This is a genomic window from Achromobacter sp. Marseille-Q0513 (genome assembly GCF_018195695.1).
Taxonomy (GTDB): domain Bacteria; phylum Pseudomonadota; class Gammaproteobacteria; order Burkholderiales; family Burkholderiaceae_B; genus Achromobacter.
On sequence record NZ_JAGTJY010000372.1, the window covers coordinates 1 to 1201 of the forward strand.

The following is a 1201-nucleotide window of genomic DNA, read 5'->3' on the forward strand; positions in this document are numbered from 1 at the left end:
CGGCGCGCCCACCTGGGCGGGGCCCGGCCCCAGCAGGGCAGGCCGGCTGCGCAATTCGCCCGGGGGCAACCGCGCGCCGAGCCGGTCCAGCGCTTGCAGCAGCGTCTCCGCATCGCCCAGCGCCGAGGCGCGCTGGTCCAGGATGGCCGTCGGCACGCCGACCTCGCAGCGCCCGTCGAGGGGCGCGAGTTCGCCGGCCAGCATAGCCAGCAGCGTGCTCTTGCCGCAGCCGTTGGGACCCTGCAGGGCCAGCCGGAAGGGGCCGGACAGGGTCAGCGACAGGGCCGGCGCGCCGGCGGGCCAGGGCGGGGTCGCCGCTTCCAGATGCAGCACGCGGCGGCCGGCCGGCACGGCGGTTTCGGGCAGGGCGAGCGCGATGGCGGCGGCGGGCGCGACAGCGGCGGTCGCCTGTCGCACGGCGGCGTCCAGCGCCTGGGCGGCGGCCTGCATGCGCAGCCGTTCGCGGCCGGCGTGCCGTTCGGCGTTGGCCTTCTTCATGCCCAGCAGGATGGGCGCCTGGTTGGCGTCGCGCGCCTGCCGCGCATTGCGCGCGCCGCGGCGCAGCTCGGCGTCGTGCCGCTGGCGCAGCGCCCGCAGGCCGGCATCGCGTTCTGCGCGGGCGTGGGCCAGCGCGGCATCGGCCGAGGCGGCCTGCTGTTCATGGTGCTCGCGGTAGGCGCTGTAGTTGCCGGCGTGCGCGGCCAGCGCGCCGCGTTCCAGCGCCACGATGTCCGACATTGTGTCCAGCAGGGTCCGGTCATGGCTGGCGACGATCAGGCCGCCGCGCCAGGCGGCCAGCCTTTCCATCAGCCAGCCGCGGGCGCGGGCGTCCAGGTGGTTGGTGGGTTCGTCCAGCAGCAGTCCGTCGGCGTCCTGCGCCAGCGCGCCGACCAGCGCCACGCGGGTCAGTCCGCCGCCGCGGACGGCGCCTGCCGGTAGTTCCGGCGGCCAGGCCGGCAAGCCGGCGTCCGCCAGCATGCGCGGCCATTCCTCGCGGACGCGCCAGCGGCCGTCCATCAGGTCGAAGTCGGCCTGGCTGCCTGTGCCGGCCTCGATGCGCGCCAGGGCGTGCAGCGCGGGCGTGACGCCCGCCACGTCGGCCAGCGTGACGCCAGGTCCGGCGGGCAGGGCTTGCGGCACCGCGGCGATGCGGCCGCGCCGCCCGCTGCGGCCCGCCCGCGGCGGCCGTTCGCCGTGCCGC

Annotated in this window: 1 protein-coding gene; it reads right to left on the reverse strand. The window is 77.9% G+C overall.

Features of this window, described 5'->3' with window-relative positions:
* On the reverse strand, positions 1-1201 hold a 1201-nt coding region (locus KDH83_RS30715), incomplete at both ends, for an ATP-binding cassette domain-containing protein (RefSeq protein ID WP_212322828.1).